General features: G+C 61.7%; 13 protein-coding genes and 2 pseudogenes. 14 read left to right on the top strand and 1 reads right to left on the bottom strand.

The window, feature by feature from the left end; all coding sequences use genetic code 11:
- The 7 genes and pseudogenes from KVT38_RS31710 to KVT38_RS31680 all read left to right on the top strand — a co-directional run.
- A pseudogene (locus tag KVT38_RS31710) lies at window positions 1-234 on the top strand (macrolide ABC transporter ATP-binding protein); the annotation flags it as partial.
- Window positions 231-1397, top strand: coding sequence for an ABC transporter permease (locus KVT38_RS31705; protein ID WP_217597758.1), 1167 nt, complete (start codon window positions 231-233; stop codon window positions 1395-1397). The pseudogene KVT38_RS31710 and the gene KVT38_RS31705, both read left to right, overlap by 4 nt.
- A gap of 32 nt (window positions 1398-1429) precedes the next feature.
- Window positions 1430-2110 (top strand): response regulator transcription factor, encoded by a 681-nt coding sequence (locus tag KVT38_RS31700; protein WP_217597757.1) that lies wholly within the window; start codon window positions 1430-1432, stop codon window positions 2108-2110.
- Window positions 2107-3549 carry a sensor histidine kinase gene (locus KVT38_RS31695; protein ID WP_217597756.1) on the top strand — a complete coding sequence of 481 codons (1443 nt, stop codon included), beginning with the start codon at window positions 2107-2109 and terminating at the stop codon, window positions 3547-3549. The genes KVT38_RS31700 and KVT38_RS31695 overlap by 4 nt, the downstream gene beginning before the upstream one ends.
- Window positions 3550-3666: 117 nt before the next feature.
- A complete protein-coding gene (locus KVT38_RS31690; protein WP_217597755.1) occupies window positions 3667-5865 on the top strand; it encodes a RelA/SpoT family protein in 2199 nt (732 codons plus the stop codon).
- A 76-nt stretch (window positions 5866-5941) separates the two neighbouring features.
- Window positions 5942-6385, top strand: a complete 444-nt coding sequence (gene dtd, locus KVT38_RS31685) for a D-aminoacyl-tRNA deacylase (protein ID WP_217597754.1) — start codon at window positions 5942-5944, stop codon at window positions 6383-6385.
- A 121-nt stretch (window positions 6386-6506) separates the two neighbouring features.
- Window positions 6507-6677, top strand: a complete 171-nt coding sequence (locus KVT38_RS31680; protein ID WP_217597753.1) for a hypothetical protein — start codon at window positions 6507-6509, stop codon at window positions 6675-6677.
- A 201-nt stretch (window positions 6678-6878) separates the two neighbouring features.
- Here the strand turns inward: KVT38_RS31680 and KVT38_RS31675 are convergent, their stop codons facing one another.
- Window positions 6879-7931, bottom strand: coding sequence for an NAD(P)/FAD-dependent oxidoreductase (locus KVT38_RS31675; protein ID WP_217597752.1), 1053 nt, complete (start codon window positions 7929-7931; stop codon window positions 6879-6881).
- Between the two features lie 568 nt (window positions 7932-8499).
- Between KVT38_RS31675 and hisS the strand changes: the two genes are divergently transcribed.
- The 7 genes and pseudogenes from hisS to KVT38_RS31640 form a co-directional block, all read left to right on the top strand.
- Window positions 8500-9780 carry a histidine--tRNA ligase gene (hisS, locus tag KVT38_RS31670; protein WP_217597751.1) on the top strand — a complete coding sequence of 427 codons (1281 nt, stop codon included), beginning with the start codon at window positions 8500-8502 and terminating at the stop codon, window positions 9778-9780.
- A gap of 2 nt (window positions 9781-9782) precedes the next feature.
- Window positions 9783-11627 carry an aspartate--tRNA ligase gene (gene aspS / locus KVT38_RS31665; protein WP_217597759.1) on the top strand — a complete coding sequence of 615 codons (1845 nt, stop codon included), beginning with the start codon at window positions 9783-9785 and terminating at the stop codon, window positions 11625-11627.
- Between the two features lie 33 nt (window positions 11628-11660).
- On the top strand, window positions 11661-12434 hold the full coding sequence (locus tag KVT38_RS31660; RefSeq protein WP_217597750.1) for a tRNA threonylcarbamoyladenosine dehydratase: 774 nt from the start codon (window positions 11661-11663) through the stop codon (window positions 12432-12434).
- A 205-nt stretch (window positions 12435-12639) separates the two neighbouring features.
- Window positions 12640-13077 (top strand): hypothetical protein, encoded by a 438-nt coding sequence (locus KVT38_RS31655; protein WP_217597749.1) that lies wholly within the window; start codon window positions 12640-12642, stop codon window positions 13075-13077.
- Window positions 13078-13255: 178 nt separating this feature from the next.
- Complete coding sequence (locus KVT38_RS31650) at window positions 13256-14299, top strand: CotH kinase family protein (protein ID WP_217597748.1); 1044 nt, start codon at window positions 13256-13258, stop codon at window positions 14297-14299.
- Between the two features lie 101 nt (window positions 14300-14400).
- Entirely contained in the window at window positions 14401-15717 is a 1317-nt protein-coding gene (locus KVT38_RS31645) for a replication-associated recombination protein A (protein ID WP_217597747.1), read from the top strand.
- Between the two features lie 285 nt (window positions 15718-16002).
- A pseudogene (locus KVT38_RS31640) lies at window positions 16003-16191 on the top strand (CNNM domain-containing protein); the annotation flags it as partial.
- Window positions 16192-16266 lie beyond the last annotated feature (75 nt).

Below are 16266 nucleotides of genomic sequence, written 5' to 3'. Positions count from 1 at the left end.
GTAGCAATCGCCAGAGCGCTCGCGGGGCGCCCACCGCAGCTGCTCGCGGACGAACCGACGGGCGCGCACGACAGCAAGACGAGCCGGGACGCCATCGGCCTGCTCAAGGAGCAGAACGCCGAAGGCAACACGATCGTGCTCATCACGCACGATCCGAAGGTCGCCGAGCAGGCGCAGCGCGTCGTACGTATCCAGGACGGCAAGCTGACCGAAGAGAGGAGCGTCGCTTCATGAAGCTGAGCCAAGGCATCCGCATGGCTTGGGGGAGCGTCCGCGCCCAGCCGCTGCGTACGCTGCTCACCGTGCTCGGCATTCTGATCGGCGTCGCGTCGGTGACGATCATGGTCGCGATCGGAAACGGTACGTCGGAGCAGGTCAAGAGTCAGCTCCAGGGCCTCGGCACGAACATGCTGACGGTTAACGTCGTCGGCCGCGGCGCGGTCACCAGCATCAAGCCGACCGACGTGCAGTCGCTGGCGGACGTGGACAACGTCGACAGCTTTGCGCCGAACATCAGCGGGAACGTAACCGCGAAGTCCGGCACGCTGACTTATTCCGCGTCCGTCAACGCGACGACTTCGGCCTTTGCCGATATACGCGATTACGAAGTGGCGCAGGGGCGTTTCATCATGGACATCGACGATTCGTTCAAGCAGAAGGTGGCGGTCGTCGGTTCAGAGGTCGTGACGGAGCTGAAAATGAGCAATCCGGTCGGCAGCAAAATATCGCTGAACGGCATTCCGTACAAGATCGTCGGCGTCCTCGCTTCGAAGGGCAGCACGACGAACGGCTCGAGCGACAACGTCGTTATCGTGCCGCTGTCTACGGCGCGCGTCGTGCTCCAGACCGACGCGATCCGCACGATCTACGTACAGGTCGACAGCGAGAAAAACGTGGATAAGGCGCAGGCCGCCCTTGAAAACAACCTCAAGTCCTTTTTCCGCAACGACGAAGACAGCTACAACGTTTTTAACCAGCAGGACTTGCTCGAGACGATCACATCCGTATCGACTTCGGTGTCGACGCTGCTCACCTACGTGGCGGCCATCTCGCTGCTCGACGGCGACATCGGCGTCATGAACATGATGCTTGTCTCGGTTACGGAGCGCACGCGGGAGAACGGCATCCGCAAATCGCTCGGCGCGAAGCAGCGCGACATTTTGTTCCAGTTTCTCGCAGAAGCATCGATGATCGGCCTGCTCGGCGGCATCGCCGGGGTGGCGGTCGGCGCGAGCGGCTCGAAGTTCGTCGGCAAAATGATGGATTCGCCCGCTTCGCCCTCCGTCGATATTATGGTGATCGCAGTCGTCTTTTCGATCGGCGTCGGCGTGCTGTTCGGATATTTGCCGGCAAGGCGGGCCTCCCGTCTCAATCCGGTCGAGGCGCTGCGTCAATAACAAAGCTATAGATAAGAAAGGGGGCAGGCCGGTTGTCCGCGCACATCCTCGTCATCGAAGACGATCCGTACATCGGCGAGTTGATCGGCTTGTACCTGCAGCGCGAAGGCTTCGGGTTCGACGTCGCGGGGGACGGAGAGGACGGCTGGGATCTTTTTTCCTCCGTGCCTCCCGATCTCGTCATTCTGGACTTGATGCTGCCCGGCCTCGGCGGCTGGGCGGTCTGCCGCAAGATCCGGGCGGAGCGCTCGACGCCGATCATCATCCTGACGGGCAAAGGCGAAAGCTACGACAAGCTCAAGGGCTTCGAGCGCGGCGCGGACGATTACCTCGTGAAGCCGTTCGATCCGAAGGAGCTGATGGCGCGCGTGCGCGCCGTTCTGCGGCGGACGATGCCGGGATTCGCGCGGGAGCCGATCCGGATCCCTAACCTTACGATCGACCTCGACCGCTATATCGTCGAGTGCTGCGGGTCGGAGCTCACGCTGCCGCCCAAGGAGATGGAGCTGCTGCATCTGCTCGCTTCGATTCCCGGCCGGGTGTTCACCAGAGATCAACTGCTCGACCGGATATGGGGTTACGAATTCGACGGCGATCCACGCACGGTAGACGTGCACATCAAGAGAATCCGGGAGAAGATCGGCATGACGGAGCATTATCGAATCGAAACGATACGGGGCGTCGGCTACAAATTCGAGGTGAGCGGAGCATGAGCCGGTACAGCGGCATTACCGTCAAGCTGCTGCTCGCTTTTTTTGCCGTGCTGCTCATTTCCTTCGCGATCACGATGTTCGTGTCCGACCGCTTCGTAAGGTCGCAGCTGCGGGACCGCAACGACCGGCTGGAAGAGCGCCAGCTCGATGTAACGGCGGCGCTCGTGCGCAGCGCGTACCGGGAGAAGTGGAGCCGCGCGCAGCTGACGTCCGCGCTGCAGATGAGCGGAGGACCGAACCGGACGATCGTCGTCCTGAACCGTGGAGGGGAGGTCGTGCTTCAGTCGGTCAGTCCGAACGCCGTCGGCACCGTCGACATCGACCCGCAGGCGCTGCGGGAGACGCTGGCAGCCAGGGACAAGCGCTGGCGGCCCGGAGACGCGTCGGGGGAAGGCAAGATTCGCATCGCGGCAGGGCCGATCGGCGGCGACGCGGCTTGGAGCGCGCAGACGATCCTGGTCGTTTCTCAGGCGTTCCAGCAGGACTTCAACGTATTCAGCGGCTTGTTCCGCAACATTATGATTACGATGCTGGTCGTCTCTACGCTCATGGTGCTTGTCGTCTCGCGCGGCATGACGGCGAGGCTCAGACGCATGACACAGGCGGCCGGGGACATCGCCAAAGGCAGGTTCGACGTCCGGCTGCCCGACCGCCATCGCGACGAGATCGGGGAGTTGGCATCGTCGCTCAACCGCATGTCCGCCGAGCTCGGAAGTCTCGACCGGATGCGCAGAGATTTTCTCGCCAACGTGTCGCACGATCTAAGGTCGCCGCTCACGTCGATCGGCGGCTTTGTCGAGGCGATGCTGGACGGCGCCGTGCCGCCGGATAAAGAAAGGCATTACCTGGGACTTGTCCGCGAGCAGACGCAGCGGATGAACCGGCTCGTGAACGATTTGCTAGATATGGCGCGCATGGAAGCGGGACAGCTTGCGATCTCGCCTGTGCCGTACAATCTCAGCAGCTGGATCCGCGGACTGCTCGCCCGCATGTCCCCCGACGCGGAGCGCAGGGGGATCAAGCTCGAGCTAATCGGGGACGCTGAGGATCTGTGGGTGCGGGCGGACCCCGACCGGATCGACCAGGCGCTCGCGAATCTCGTGTTGAACGCCATCCAATTTTCGCCGAACGGCCGTACCGTGCAGGTGGAGGCGGTTCGCGACGGCGAACGCGCGCGCATCGGCGTAAGGGATCGCGGCGTCGGCATCCCCGGCGAAGAGCTCGATAAAATCTGGCAGCGTTTCTATAAATCCGACAAAGCCCGCTCCGCAAGAACGGGCAGCGGCCTGGGTCTTGCCATCGTCCAATTCGTGCTCGAGAAGCACGGCACCGCGGCCTCCGTCGACAGTGTCGAAGGGGCGGGCACCGTGTTCACCTTCTCGCTGCCGCTGGCGGAGCCGACATCCCATCCGCCCATTTCGCCCATCGAAGGCGCTTGACGGCGCTCGCAGGCTGTTGACGGTTCCCTCCGCCAAGAGGCATAATGGAGGGAATACCTCACGATTCGCGGCGGCCCGCGTTTTTTTGCGCAGGCCCGGAGCGGAAAGGAACATGGCATGGGCATGGAGCAGCTGCTTGAAAAAGCGTCGACATACATGAAGGAACAGGACTTAGAGCGCATCCGGGAGGCCTACGAATACGCCGATGAGGCGCACCGGGGGCAGCTGCGCAAATCTGGCGAGCCTTATATTCTCCACCCCCTAGCGGTCGCGGAGATCATGGTGCAGATGCAGATGGACGTCGTCACCGTCGAAGCGGCGCTTCTGCACGACGTCGTCGAAGATACGACCGTGACGGTCGAGGACGTGCGCGGCAAGTTCGGCGAGACGATCGCGGGTCTCGTGGACGGGCTCACGAAGCTGGAGAAGATCCAGTTCAGGTCCAAGGAAGAACAGCAGAACGAGAATTACCGCAAGATGTTCGTCGCGATGGCCAACGACATCCGCGTCATTCTCATCAAGCTGGCGGACCGCCTGCACAATATGCGAACGCTGAAGTTTCAGTCCGAGGAGAGCCAGCGGCGCATCGCGCACGAGACGATGGAGATCTACTGTCCAATCGCGCACCGGCTCGGGATGAGCGCGATCAAGTGGGAGATGGAGGATATTGCGCTTCGTTACCTGAACCCGCAGCAATATTACCGGATCGCCAATCTGATGAAAAAAAAGCGGACGGAGCGCGAGCAGTATATCTCCGAGCTCGTCGACAGGATTCGCGAGAAGCTCGAGGAGATGGGCATCCAGGGCGATATCTCGGGCCGTCCCAAGCATATTTACAGCATCTACAAAAAGATGACGGAGCGCGGCAAGCAGTTTAACGAGATTTACGATCTGCTGGCGATCCGCATCCTGGTGGACAACGTCAAAGATTGCTATGCGACGCTGGGCATCATCCATACGCTCTGGAAGCCGATGCCGGGCCGCTTCAAGGACTATATCGCGATGCCCAAGGCGAACATGTACCAGTCGCTCCATACGACCGTCGTCGGACCGACGGGCGAGCCGACCGAGGTGCAGATCCGTACCTGGGACATGCACCGCACGAGCGAATACGGGATCGCCGCCCACTGGGCCTACAAGGAAGGCAAGGAATCCGGCAACGTGGCCGGCAGCTTCGGCGACAAGATGAACTGGTTCCGCGAGATCATCGAGCTGCAGCAGGAGACGCGGGACGCGGCCGAATTCATGGAGTCGCTGAAGATGGACTTTTTCACCGACCTCGTCTTCGTGTTCACGCCCAAAGGCGAAGTGTACGAGCTGCCGGCCGGCGCCGTGCCGCTCGACTTCGCGTACCGCATTCATACCGAAGTCGGCAACCGGACGATCGGCGCCAAGGTCAACGGCCGGATCGTGCCGCTCGACCACAAGCTCAAGACCGGCGATATCGTCGAGATTCTCACGTCCAAGCATTCGTATGGGCCGAGCCAGGATTGGCTCAAGGTCGCGCAGTCTTCGCATGCGCGCGCCAAGATTCGGGCCTGGTTCAAAAAGGAAAAGCGCGAGGAAAACGTCGCGAAGGGCCGCGACGCGATCGAGCGCGAGCTGAAGCGCCTGGGGCTCGAGCCTTCCGAGTGGATGACCGACGACAAGCTGCTCGAGGCCGCCCGCAAGTTTACGTTTAACGATACCGAGGATATGATGTCCGCGATCGGCTTCAGCGGCATCACGGCCGCGCAGGTCGTCACGCGCTTGACCGAGAAGCTGCGCCGGGAAGCCGAGGAAGCTCAGCAGATCCAGCTGACGAGCGAGGTCAAGGAGGTTCGCGCGCCTTCGGCGGCAGCCGCCGCGAACCGGCCGCGCACGTCGAGCGGCGTTCGAGTCAAGGGCGTCGACAATCTGCTCGTCCGTTTCGCACGCTGCTGCAACCCGGTGCCGGGCGATCCGATCATCGGCTACATTACCCGCGGGCGCGGCGTATCGGTCCACCGCTCGGACTGCCAGAACCTGCCGACGGCAGCCGAAGGCGAAGAAGCGCAGCGGGTCATCGAGGTCGAATGGTGCGAGGAGGTCGAGGCGAGCTACAGCGTCGAGATCGAGATTCTCGGCCACGACCGCCGCGGCCTGCTCAACGAAGTGCTGCAGACGGTGTCGGAGAGCAAGACCAACATCGCGGCCGTTTCGGGCCGGTCGGATCGCAACAAGGTCGCGATCATGCACCTGACGATCCTGATCCGCAACAAAGAGCATCTGCAGAACGTGGTCGACAAGATCAAGCGGATCAAAGACATTTTCTCCGTGCAGCGGCTCATGCAATAAGGAATCCAGCCTATCATAACGACCATTGCGGCGGCCGATACGGTCGCCGTTTATGCGCGAAGGGAGCGTTTGGACGATGAAAGTCGTATTGCAGCGGGTGTCCCGCGCCCGCGTCGATATCGAAGGAAAAACGGTCGGGGAGATCGGAGCGGGGCTGCTCCTGCTCGTCGGCGTCGGCCACGAGGACACCGAACGGGACGCCATATGGATGGCGGACAAAATCGCCGGGCTTCGCATTTTCGAGGACGAAGGCGGGAAAATGAATCTGTCCGTGAAGGAGACGGGCGGCGCGATCTTGTCCGTCTCGCAGTTTACGCTGTACGGGGATACCCGCAAGGGGCGGCGTCCGAACTTCATGGGCGCTGCGAGACCGGAGGCGGCTTCCGCGCTCTATGACCGTTTTAACGAGCTGCTGCGCGATGCCGGATTAACGGTCGAGACCGGATCGTTCGGCGCGATGATGGACGTGACGCTGACGAACGACGGTCCGGTGACGCTCATTCTGGATACGAAGGAATAACGCTTGCGCGCGAAGGCGCGCCGGCTTCCCGACCGCGCGTCGGCAGCCGTTGAATGGAAACGGAAAGCCGGGGCAACACTACGTATCGTAATCCTTTTTCAATATGGAAAGGAGCGATCGTATGCGCCAGTCCCCGAAGGAAGCGCGGATGGATCGGGCGGGCAGGACGCTGCCGGGTGCGGATCGCCGCGAAGCGCAGTCGCTGATGGGCGAGGAGTTCGCGGCTGAGCTGGCGCCAGCGGACGCGTCCGCCGGCGGCGGACTTCGGCCTCGCCGTCCGAAGCGCGGATGACGTGCGGCCGGATTGGTCGTTCGCCGCAGGCGGAGCAACGTCAATTCCCGCGATTGTAACAAACCCGTAATGTTAGCTTCATCCGCCCTTAATGAATTCCGACTAATATAGTCGGTGACCCCCTTTTTCTATACAGCAACAAACTTAAGCCCGCTCGATTCTCGAGCGGGCTCTTTCTTGCTCTAAGGATTGGCGAAGGCGCTACTGCTTGGCGAACATCTGCTTTTTCAGCTCTGCATTGCGCTTCGCGAACACGTCGTTGTGCGAGGAGACCATGCCGTATGCAAGCGCGTCCGGCGTAATGTACTGCTTCGCCTTGTTGACGGCGTTCGCCGCGTCCTGGAAGGCGCCCGCGATCAGATGGAGCTTGCCGTCGTGCACCAGAATATCGCCGGCCGCATAGAGGCCCGGCACGGACGTCTCGCTCATCGGCGTGCCGTCGATGCCCCAATCCGTTCTCATCCGGACGTCGATGTCGCTCTTGTCGAGCATGTCGCTGTCGCGCTCGTAACCATGATTGATGATGACTTCGTCAACCTGAAGCTCGACCGTGGAAGCGTCCTCCACGTTCTTAAGCAGGACGCTGCGGATCGCTTCGTGATCGTCGGAGGCGATAAGCCGGTCGATTGCCGTATTCAGCAGGCAGACGACAGAGCCGCTGTTCAGCTTCGTAATCTCGGCTTCATGGCCCTTCAAGGTGTCCTTGCGATAGGTCAGATATACTCTGGACGCAATCGGCTCCAGTTCGTTGGCCCAGTCGATCGCCGAGTTGCCGCCGCCCGAGATCAGCACGACCTTGTTTTTGAAGCGGGAGAGCGATTTGACGGTATAGTGAAGATTGGACACCTCGAACCGGTCCGCGCCGTCGATGGCGAGCTTGGTCGGTTTGAGGATGCCGCCGCCGACCGCCACAATGACCGTCTTCGAATAGTGCTTGTCGCCCGAATCCGTGCACAGGACGAACAGACCGTCCTCATTTTTGGAGATGGATGCGACCTTTTCGCCCAGAACGACTTCGGGACCGAAGGTGAGGCCCTGCTGGATGAGCTGCTTGACGAGCTGCTCGCCGGTCACCGGCGTGAGGCCGCCGATGTCCCAGATCATTTTCTCGGGATAGACGTTCACCTTGCCTCCGAGAAACGGCTGATATTCGATCAGCTTTGTTTTCATTTCGCGCAGGCCGCTATAAAATGCGGAGTACAGCCCGGCCGGGCCGCCGCCGACGATCGTGACGTCGAATACGTTCGGTTGCATAAGCGATAGATCGCTCCTTTATAATCGCATAATGAGCCAGGCTGCAGGCTGGCTGCAGGACTCTTTTCCGTTATCGTACCACATTCTCATGAGAATGAGAATCGTTATTGATTAAAAAGGTGCGATAAGTTCAGCATGCGTCATTTCTTGACAGGCCGGGCCGCCGAAGGGTAAAATGAAACTCAATTGTAACAAGCCATAGATTCCATGACGGGAACAAGTACTCCGGACCCACGTCTCCAGAGAGGATCGCCTTACGGCTGCGAGCGATCCGCCGATGACCGGACGAACGAACATCCCCGAGAACCTCCCGCGAACGGGCGGATGTGAGGCGACTTGCGCTCAAGCGCGAACGCCGCATTCCGCGATCAGTAGCGAGCAGGCGTCGGCCGGGCGTTAACCGGCTTCAAGAGCGATCGCGATCGCTTCCGCATCCTTTGCGGAAGAGCGCGTTCGAACGACGGGTGGTACCGCGGGAGCCTTATACGAGCTCTCGTCCCGGATGGCGCAGCGATGCGCCGTCCGGGACGAGAGCTTTTTTTGACGAATTCGAGAGGGTGGTGCAGCAATGGCATTTCAGAAGCCGCCGGGCACGCAGGACTTCCTGCCGGGCGCGTCCGAGCTGTGGCAGTACGTCGAGCGGACCGCGCGGGACGTCGCCAGAAAGTACCGGTTCAGAGAAATCCGTACGCCCGTCTTTGAAGCGACCGAGCTGTTCCAGCGCGGAGTCGGCGAGACGACGGACATCGTCGAGAAGGAAATGTATACGTTCATGGACAAAGGCGATCGCAGCATGACGCTGCGTCCTGAAGGAACTGCGGGCGTCGTCCGCGCTTATGTCGAAAATAAGCTGTATGGCGAGCCGGAGCTGTCCAAGCTGTATTACATCGGGCCGATGTTCCGGTATGAGCGGGCGCAGGCGGGCCGCTACCGGCAGTTCCACCAGTTCGGGGTGGAAGCGATCGGTTCGGAGGATCCGGCGCTCGACGCCGAAGTCGTAGCGCTCGGCTATTCTTTTTATAAGGAAGTGGGCTTGACCGGCGTGACCGTCGACATCAACTCCGTCGGCACGCCCGAGGTGCGCGCGGCGTACCGGGAGACGCTGCTCGGCTTCCTTCGTCCGATCAAGGATACGCTGTGCAAAGACTGCCAGTCCCGCATGGAGCGCAATCCGCTGCGCGTGCTCGACTGCAAGGTCGACCAGGACAAGTTCGAGGGCGCGCCATCGATCCTCGACAGCCTCGACGAGGCTTGCAGCGCGCACTTCGCGCTCGTGCGGCAGTACCTGGACGACATGGGCGTCCCGTATCGCGTCAATCCGCGGCTCGTGCGCGGACTGGACTACTACACGCACACGGCGTTCGAGTACAAGGCGCAGGGTATCGGCGCGATCGACACGATCGGCGGCGGCGGCCGGTACAACGGCCTCGTCTCGCAGATCGGCGGCGAGGACCGTCCGGGCGTAGGCCTCGGTATCGGGCTTGAGCGCACGGTCATGCTGCTCGAGAGCCAGAACGCGAAGCCGGACTTTGGACCGGCCGTCGACGTGTTCGTGATCGCGCTCGGCGAGCGGGCGGAGCGGGAGACGCCGGGGCTGCTCTACCGGCTGCGCGAAGCGGGCCTGTCGGCAGACAAGGACTACCAGGGCCGCAAGACGAAGACGCTTTTTAAAGCCGCGGACCGGATCGGCGCGCGCTATGCGGCCGTCATCGGGGACGACGAGCTCGCGCGCGGCGAGGTTGGTTTGAAGAACCTCAAGACGCAGGAGCAGCGGCAGGTGCCGCTCGCCAAGCTGGCCGAAGCGGTAAACGAATGGAACGAACAAGAAGAAGAGGGGTTAGCGCAATGACGATGCTAAAAACGTTTGACGCAGGAAAGCTGACGAAGGAACATGTAGGGCAAACGGTCGTGCTGAACGGATGGGTGCAGGGCTGGCGCGACTTCGGCGGCATTCTGTTCAACGACCTCCGCGACCGCAGCGGGATCGTGCAGATCGTATTTAACCCCGAGTTTTCGGGCGACGCGCTGGAGCTCGGCGGACGCGCGCGCAACGAATACGTGCTCGCGGTAAAGGGGAAAGTCGTCGAACGCGATCCCGAGACGGTGAACGCGAACCTTGCGACCGGCGAGATCGAAGTGCAGGTGACAGAGGTCGAGATCATGAACAGCGCCAAGACGCCGCCGTTCCCGATCGAGGACGGCGTCGAGGTGGACGAGTCGCTGCGCCTGAAGTACCGCTATCTCGACCTGCGCCGCCCGGAGATGCAGCGTACGCTGTACCTGCGCTCCAAGGCGACCAAAGTGTTCCGCGACTTCCTCGACGAGCATGGCTTTCTCGACGTCGAGACGCCGATCCTGACGCTGAGCACGCCGGAAGGCGCGCGCGACTACCTTGTGCCTAGCCGCGTCCACCCGGGCGAATTTTTCGCCCTGCCGCAGTCGCCGCAGCTGTTCAAGCAGCTGCTCATGATCGGCGGCATCGAGCGCTACTACCAGGTCGCGCGCTGCTTCCGCGACGAGGATCTGCGCGCCGACCGTCAGCCTGAATTCACACAGGTAGACATCGAGACGTCGTTCCTGTCGCAGGATCAGCTGCTCGGCATGATGGAGGAGCTGATGGCGCGCCTGTTCCGCGAGACGATCGGCGCCGAGATCGAGACGCCGTTCCAGCGCCTCACCTACCACGACGCGATCCACAAGTACGGCTCCGACAAGCCGGACCTGCGCTTCGGCCTGGAGATCGAGGACGTCACCGACATCGTCAAGACGAGCGACGTCAAGGTGTTCGCTTCTGTCGCAGCCGGGGGCGGCGTCGTCAAGGCGCTGAACGCCAAGGGCTGCGCGAGCTGGAGCCGCAAGGAGCTCGACGACCTGCAGCCGTTCGCGGCCCGCTACGGCGGCAAGGGCATCGCCTGGATTACGGTCAAGGACGGCGAGTGGAAAGGCCCGATCGTCAAGTTCTTCAAGCCCGAAGAGATCGCCGCGCTGACCGAACGCCTCGGCGTCGAAGACGGCGACCTGCTCTGCTTCTCCGCCGACAAGCTGAAGACGGCCGCCGACGTCATGGGCAACCTGCGCCTCAAGGTCGGCCGCGATCTCGGCCTGATCGACAACACGAAGTTCAAGTTCCTGTGGGTCGTCGACTTCCCGCTGCTCGGCTGGGACGAAGAGGGCAAACGCTTTGTGGCCGAGCACCATCCGTTCACCCGTCCGCGCGACGAAGACATCGAGTTGTTCGATACCGACCCCGGCGCCATTCGCGCGCAGGCTTACGATATCGTCCTGAACGGCTACGAAGTCGGCGGCGGCTCGATGCGCATCTACCGCCGCGAAGTGCAAGAGAAGATGTTCGCCGCGCTCGGCTTCACGCTCGAAGAAGCGAAGGAACGCTTCGGGTTCTTCCTCGACGCATTCGACTACGGCACGCCTCCGCATGGCGGCATCGCCTTCGGCCTCGACCGTCTGATCATGCTGTTGACGGGCCGCACGAACCTGCGCGAGACGATTGCCTTCCCGAAGACGGCGAGCGCCACGGACCTGCTCACGGACGCGCCGTCGGGCGTCGAGCACAAGCAGCTCGAGGACCTGCACATCCGGCTGTCCGCCAAGGCGCTCGCCGCCCAGGCGAAGGCGGCCGCGCCGGCCGAGCAGTCCGAGTCCGAGGCCGGCGCCGAGCCGGCTGCCGCCAAGGAATAACCGGAGCTTAAAGGCCAAGGGAGGAGCGATCCTATGCTGCACCAATTCTCGCGCACGGAGCTTGCCATCGGACCCGAGGGACTCGAGACGCTTAAGGGAAGCACGGTCGCCGTGCTCGGGATCGGGGGCGTCGGCGGCATCGCCGCCGAGGCGCTCGCCCGGTCGGGCATCGGGCGCATCATCCTGATCGACAAGGACGTCGTGGACATCACCAACGTCAACCGGCAGATCCACGCGCTGACGACGACCGTCGGCCAGCCGAAGGCCGAGCTGATGCGCGACCGCATCAAGCTGATCAACCCGGAATGCGACGCGATCGCGCTGAAGATGTTTTACACGGAGGAAACGTACGAGGAGCTGTTCAAGTATCCGCTCGACTACGTCGTCGACGCCTCCGATACGATCTCTTACAAGATCCATCTGATCAAGCAGTGCCTGGAGCGTCGCATCCCGGTCATCTCGAGCATGGGCGCGGCGAACAAGACGGATCCGAGCCGGTTCCAGGTCGCCGACATCTCCAAGACGACGGTCGATCCGATCGCCCGCGTCATCCGCACGAAGCTGCGCAAAGAGGGCATCAAAAAAGGCGTCAAGGTCGTCTTTTCCACCGAGGAGCCGATCAAGCCGCGGGAAGACGTGACCCAGCGCATCGTGCCGGACACGGCGCCCAAGGAGATCCGCAAGGCGCAGCAGCCGCCGTCGAGCAACGCCTTTGTGCCGCCGGTCGCGGGGCTCATCATGGTGAGCGTCGTCTTCCGAGAGCTGGTGGAGGCAGGCCGGAAAAAGGAACAGTCGCCTGATCGCTAATTAAAGTGCATGCAAAAAAGCTTTCCCGGGACGCCTTGATCGGCGTTTTCGCGGAAGGCTTTTTGCATTTGGACGGAGGAGCTGGCTGCAGGCTGATGGCAAAGTCATCTTGCCCGTCTCGCGCCCAATTTGTGCGATTGTCCCTGTCACTCCGCTGTTGTCCTTCATACACTGGATCATCCTTGTCGTATGGAGGTGTAGAGTCATGAGCAAGCAATCGCCCCCTAACGGGAAAACCGTGCTGCTCGCATCCGGCTGCGGCAAGCCGCATCCCAAAAAGCGACGCAAGCACCCTAAAAAATGCGGCTGCAAGCCGCGTCGGAAGCATCGCGACGACCACCATAGCCACCGCAGCCATCGCCATTCAAGCCATGGCGAGGCACCTGTGCGGCCGGAGCCGATCGAACCGGCCGGTGACGGCCTCGGCGGCCTCGGCGTGCTTGGCGGACTTGGCGGGTTAGGCGGCCTAGGCGGCCTTGAAGGAGGGCTCGGATGGGGCGGGGAGTCCGGACTCGAATCGCTTGGCGGACCCGGAGGCGGAACGGACACCGGCTACGACGGCGGACATCGCTCGTATACGGGCTCGCATTCGCACCGCTCCGCAACGACGGCATCCGCCAAGCGCAGGCGTAAGCCGCGTTAACCCGTACCTAAAACCGATCGTCATGGGAACTGCCGCAAGCCGCCATCGTTACCGGATGGCGGCTTTCCTTTGATCGCGCAAGCTCGCAGGGGACGGCGCGAACCGTCACGTTCGCCCGGCGCCCGAATAGGCTATCCATAATGCTAGGGGCGAGCGGCCCGAAGCGGAGGCGAGACCCATGTCCTTGCCCGTCAGAATGCTGCACATCTCGGACCGTCATTTGTCCGACATGGAAAACAACCTGTGGAACGGACGCTTCTCGCCCGCGGCGATCGAAGGCTGGCGCGCAGGCGCGGCGTCCGTCGGCGTCCGCTACAGGGGGGGCCATACGCGTGCTTATCCGAAGCGGTCGTTCGAGGTCGCTTCGTCCGAAGGGACGCGTCATTACAATGCGGAGCTCGACGATCCGTCGATGATTCGCAACGCGTTGTCATTTTGGTTTTTGGAACGCATCGGCTTGCCCAGCCCTTCCGCCCGCCATGTGCTCCTCGCGCTCAACGGCGCGCCGCTCGGCGTTTATTTGGAGATCGAGGCGGTTGACGCGGATTTTTTCCGCAGGAGAGAGCTGCGAGCATCAAGTCTGTTCTATGCGGTCAACGATCGCGCCGACTTCGGGGCGAGGCCGCGTGCTTCGCTGCTGGACGGCTACGAGCGCCGGTTCGGCGGGCGCGCCGAGCGGGAGCGGCTGCGCGATTTGATCGCCGGTCTTCATCGGCGAAGGACGCCTGCGCAGACAGCCGCCTATCTGGCATCCCGTCTCGATATCGACAATTACCTGCGTTGGCTCGCCGGCGCCGTTCTCACGGGCAATTACGACGGCTTCGACCAGAACTATGCGATATTCAGGAACCGGTCCACCGGCCGCTGGGCGATGGCGCCTTGGGATTACGAGGGAACCTGGGGGCGCAATTGCTTCGGCAAGCCGGTCGGCGCCGACCTCGTCGAAATCGGCGGCTACAACGCTTTGACGCGCAAGCTGCTGAGCGACAATACTTATCGCAGACGATATAAAAAATTGCTTCGGACGCTGCTCGGGACCGCGTTCACGGAGCGTACGATCATGCCGCGCGCGGAGAAGCTGCATCGGGAGATCGCCCCGTACATGCGTGCGGAGCGGCTTGCGAGAGACGCTTATGCCGGCTTTTTCGATGAGCTGAGGACGATTCGACAGTACATTCGCGACAGGCGCGCCGTTTTACTGCGAGATCTAAAGCGATTGTAGCCTTATGGCGGCGATCGTATGTGGGAACGCCAGTTCCCGTGTTGCTTCCGATAACGCCTTCCGTCTGCTAAAATAAAGAGATGGGAAAGGCGGGGAATCGCATGGATTTGTTCAGCTATGGAGAAGAAAAGCGACCGACCGCGAGGCTGCTGGCCGACCGGATGCGGCCGGAGTCGCTTGACGAATATATCGGTCAGGAGCATATCGTGGGGCCGGGAAAGCTGCTGCGCAGGGCGATCGAAGGAGACGCGGTCACGTCGATCTTGCTGTTCGGTCCGCCGGGTTCGGGGAAGACGACGCTCGCGCACATCATCTCGAAGCGTACGGAAGGCGACTTCGTCCGGCTTAATGCGGTGGATGCGTCCGTCAAAGATGTGCGCGAGGTGATCGAGCAGGCGGAGCGCAACAAAAGCATGTACGGGCGCAAGACGATTCTGTTTCTGGACGAGGTGCATCGGTTCAACAGCGCGCGTCAGGACGCCTTGCTGCCGGCCGTCGAGAAAGGCATCATCGTGTTCATCGGGGCGACCACTGAAAATCCGTACCATTCGGTCAACGGCGCTCTCTTGTCCCGTTCCACGCTGTTCCGGCTCGAGGCGCTCACGAAGGCGCATTCGCTGGAGGCGATGCGGCGGGCGATCGCCGATCCGGTCAACGGCCTCGGCTTTATGAAGCTGCATGTCGACGAGGAAGCGCTGGACCATATTGCGTCGATGGCGAACGGCGATATTCGGCGGGCCCTGACGGCGCTGGAGCTGGCGGCGGTCACGACGCCTTCCGAGCCCGACGGCTCCGTCCGGGTGACGCTCGAGGTGGCGGAGGAGTCGATTCGCCAGCCGACGATCCAGGCGGACGAGTCGACGCAGTACGACGTGCTCTCGGCTTTTCACAAGAGCGTGCGCGGATCGAGCGATGCGGCGCTGTATTGGTTTTTATATGCCGTGGAGCGGCTCGGCATGGATCCGATGACGTTCCTGCGGCGCCTGACGGTCGCTTGCAGCGAGGATATCGGGCTGGCCAACCCGCAGGCGATGGTGCAGGCGGTCAGCGCGATGGAGGCGTATCACCGGATCGGCTGGCCCGAATCGAAGTATATCGTCGCCCAGGCGATTCTGTTCGCGGTCGAGAGCCCGAAGTCCAATGCGATCGCGGTGACGATCGGCAAGATCGAAGCGTCGTTCGAGCAGACCAAGTCGGCCGAGGTGCCGATGCATCTGCGCGACGGACATTACGGCGGCGCGAAGAAGCTCGGGCATGTCGGCTACAAGTACCCGCACGATTTTCCCGGACACTACGTCGAGCAGCAATATTTGCCGGATAAGCTAAAAAACAAGACGTTCTACGAGGCGACCGAGCAGGGGATGGAGGAGCGGATTCGTACGAACCAAATGCGCCGCAGAAAGGCCGAACGGACCTGACAAAGCTTGCCGCATCGCCAAATCGGGACAAGCCGACAAGCCTGATCCGCGTCCAAACGGCCAGGATTCGGGATATGAGGCCTTTAAGGGGCATTCAAGCCGCATAGGAGCGGATTCAAGGCCGGTCGGACCGCTTCTTCTCCCGTTTTCGGCCCGATGCTGCGTTTGACGCGGCAGCCGAACATCGACTAAGCTTAGAATATTAATCGGAACGTTTCGTCGTTGTCTTTGTTTTTTGAATTTAAAGGAGGTGCACCTGTTCTCCGTTAGGGGGGCAGGGACAATTTGGACGGTGACCCTTTTCCGGTTGCGGTGAATTTAATCTTAATCTTCGTTTTGGTGTTTCTGAACGGCTTTTTCGTCGCGGCGGAGTTCGCGATGGTCAAGGTCCGCGGCTCCCGCATCGATACGCTCGTGCAAGAGGGGCACGCCCGCGCACGCTTCGCTTCGCATTTGACCTCACATTTGGACGCTATTGTATGCATCTATAAAGTAATATCTCATCACCAAATTCTTCTTGATAATGTTTACGTGATGATATGAATGCAT

The sequence above is a fragment of the Cohnella sp. GbtcB17 genome, assembly GCF_019091135.1.
Classification (GTDB): domain Bacteria; phylum Bacillota; class Bacilli; order Paenibacillales; family Paenibacillaceae; genus Cohnella.
This window is presented reverse-complemented; position numbering and strand designations above follow the sequence as displayed.